The organism is Pseudoalteromonas sp. AWM4_233, assembly GCF_056158285.1.
The window spans coordinates 1-2,978 of sequence record NZ_JBSWSZ010000051.1; the positions used below are offsets into that span (position 1 = coordinate 1).

General features: G+C 47.3%; 4 pseudogenes. 1 reads left to right on the plus strand and 3 read right to left on the minus strand.

The annotated features are described in order from the left end of the window. A pseudogene (locus tag ACXAC4_RS19575) lies at positions 1-198 on the plus strand (D-hexose-6-phosphate mutarotase); the annotation flags it as partial. A 464-nt stretch (positions 199-662) separates the two neighbouring features. Here the strand turns inward: ACXAC4_RS19575 and ACXAC4_RS19580 are convergent. The 3 pseudogenes from ACXAC4_RS19580 to ACXAC4_RS19590 form a co-directional block, all read right to left on the minus strand. Next, positions 663-1,319 (minus strand): annotated as a pseudogene (locus tag ACXAC4_RS19580) (bifunctional 4-hydroxy-2-oxoglutarate aldolase/2-dehydro-3-deoxy-phosphogluconate aldolase). A gap of 3 nt (positions 1,320-1,322) precedes the next feature. Further along, positions 1,323-2,279 (minus strand): annotated as a pseudogene (locus ACXAC4_RS19585) (glucokinase). Then, positions 2,279-2,978, minus strand: a pseudogene (locus tag ACXAC4_RS19590) (phosphogluconate dehydratase); the annotation flags it as partial. The pseudogenes ACXAC4_RS19585 and ACXAC4_RS19590, both read right to left, overlap by 1 nt.

Below are 2,978 nucleotides of genomic sequence, written 5' to 3' on the forward strand. Positions count from 1 at the left end.
TTAACCCTTTCACCAAGCTTTACTCGGGCTGAGGGATTTGAAAATGACTGCACTGTCGCCATGGTTGTCGCTATCGGTGAAACTATGGGAGGTATCTCTGGTCACTCGAAAAACACAGGGGTGGTAAGACATTCGACTTTAAACTGGCGCTTGGCACTCTTATTTTCAATGTCGATGATATTCAGCAAGCAGTTATAAAAGGAATTAAGGGCGAATATAAAGACAAGCTTGACGATCGGGCGATAAAGCCTACGCGAACGCCTTACACCATTACCGGAGAAACCGTCCGAATCCCATCTTGCGCCCATTAAAAACGTTGATATTGAAGTAGGCGGCAATTCATTTACGGAAGTTGTCTCACAGGGCAATGATTCACTGGGTTGTGTGGAACCCGTGGCAAGGTGCTGCGTCCATTTCAGATATGGACCCATTTGGCTATAAGCACATGCTATGCGTGGAGACGTCGTTAACACAAGGCAGAACATTAGCACCTGGTGAAAGTCACACTCTTAGAGAGACTATTGCTCCCAAGTAAACGTGTGGCTGATATCGATGGTCTTTCGCGATGAGTCGGGCTCTGCTAGCAATATCGAGTAGCGAAAGTATCTTATAAAAAAACCTGCCAATTGGCAGGTTTTTTAAAACGTAGAGCTTAGCGACTTTTACTGCTTAGCACCTGCAACGGCTTCTTTAGCCAACTGGGTGATGCGCGCCGGATCACCTCGACTCAATCGCGTCATCTGGTGCTAACCACGAACCACCTACGGACTTAACGTTGTTAAAGCGCTGAAGTAGTCGTTGTAGTTATTCGGGCGAATTCCGCCTGTTGGACAGAAGGTTACATCAAGGGGAAAGGACCGCTGAATAGACTTGATAGCTTTAGCGCCACCTGACGCTTCCGCAGGGAAGAATTTCATGTGGGTGTAGCCCGCATCTCTTACCTCTTCTCATTAGGATCAGACGTTGAAGAAATACCTGGAATAAGTGGAATATCAGCATCCATACCCGCTTTAAGCAAGTCAGCGGTCATGCCTGGGCTAATAGCAAACTTAGCGCCGGCTTCAACAACTGCTTTTAGCTGTTGTGCGTTGGTTACCGTACCCGCACCAATCAAAGAATCAGGTACTTCTTCTGCAATTCGCTTAATTACGTCAATTGCTGCAGGTGTACGTAAAGTAACTTCTAGATACTTTAATTCCACCTTCCATTAGCGCTTTTGCCAGAGGTACCGCTTTTTCTACGTCGTTGATAACCAATACAGGTACAACTGGGCCCGCCGCAAAAATTTCCTCTGGAGAGGTTTTCCATTTTGATGTCATAATTTAGCTCGCTGTATTTTGATTCAGATATGCAGCCGCACCCAATAAACCGTGATCAGGTTCTGCAATAAGATAGGTGGGAATGTCTTTAACGTAATGCTTCATTTGCCCTTTCGCTTCAAAACGCGCTCTGAAGTCGCTGTTTTGAATAAACTCAGGGAAACGATTTGCAATACCTCCACCAATAAAGATACCGCCAGTAGTCGCCATATTCAGCGCTATATTACCCGCGAAGCTTCCCATGATTCGACAAAACTGAGTCAGTGTTGCTTCAGCTAACTCAACAAGTTCCGTTTAACGCCGCTTCTGTAATTTGCGCTGGCTCAGTAAAGGCTACAGGGGCAGACGCATCGTTAGCTAACGCAGTGTAGATATTGTGCAAGCCACGTCCGGACATCACTTCTTCAGCAGAAGCACGCCCCAATGTTGATTGCAAATGACGCCAAACCACAACATCGGTTTCATCAACAGGAGCGAAGTCAACATGACCCCCCTCACCGTCTAATGTTTGCCAACCTGTCGAAGTCATAGTGATATGCTCAACGCCAAGGCCAGTACCTGGGCCAAAAACAGCAATATTGCCGTTCTCTTTTGGTGTGCCCTCACCAATTTGAACAACTTGGTCTTCGCTTAGCACAGGTAATGAATGTGCCACTGCAGTGAAGTCGTTAATGACAAACAGCGCGTCTAGCTCTAAGCTGCGAACGCAAAGCGTTTTGAGAAAAAGCCCAGCTGTGGTTAGTCATTACAACTTGGTCACCTAGCACTGGGCAGGCAATTGCAATACAACCTTGGGTAAAGTTGTGCTCTGGCGTGTCTTCAAAATACTGTGAAATAGCTAAATCGATGCTAGCAAAGTCATTACACATGTATTTTTTAATGTCAGTGACGCCCTGACTGGGTTACTCTCGCAACGCGAATATTGGTACCGCCGACATCAGCCACAAACTTTTGGCTGATTACGCTTGCTCCTGCGTGTAAAACAGTGAACACGCTCCTTCTTCTGCACCAGTAAGGATGGCACGCATACCCGCAAACATTTCGCGTCCCATACCCACATGATGCTTCGCCAAGCTCGCTGGCGCAGCTTCACGTGCAGCTAATGTTTCATCATCAACGTGTAATGTTAATGCACCTGTTTCGGTATTAAGCTCAATGATGTCGCCTTCTTGCACCTTAGCAAGTAGTCCACCTTTATACGCTTCTGGAGTCACGTGGATAGCAGCAGGTACTTTACCTGATGCACCCGACATACGACCGTCAGTAACAAGGGCTACTTTAAAGCCACGGTCTTGAATTACACCAAGCGGCGGCGTTAGGCGGTGAAGCTCTGGCATACCAATGGCCGATGGCCCTTGGAAGCGAACAACCACGATACAGTCTTTATCTAGCTTGCCAGATTTAAACGCGTCATCCAGTTCAAACTGATCTTCAAACACAACCGCTGGCGCTTTAATAGTGCAATGCGGAGTACGAAGCGCAGATGTTTTGATTACGCCGCGGCCTAAAGTTTCCGTCAAGCACGCTCAAACCACCATCAGGTTTAAATGGTGCATCAACCGTTGCTAATACCTCTTTATCCAGAGATTCTGTTGGGCCGTCGCGCCACTCAGCTCGCCGTCTTTTAGCACAGGCTCTCTGGTGTACAGCCCCTCAAGC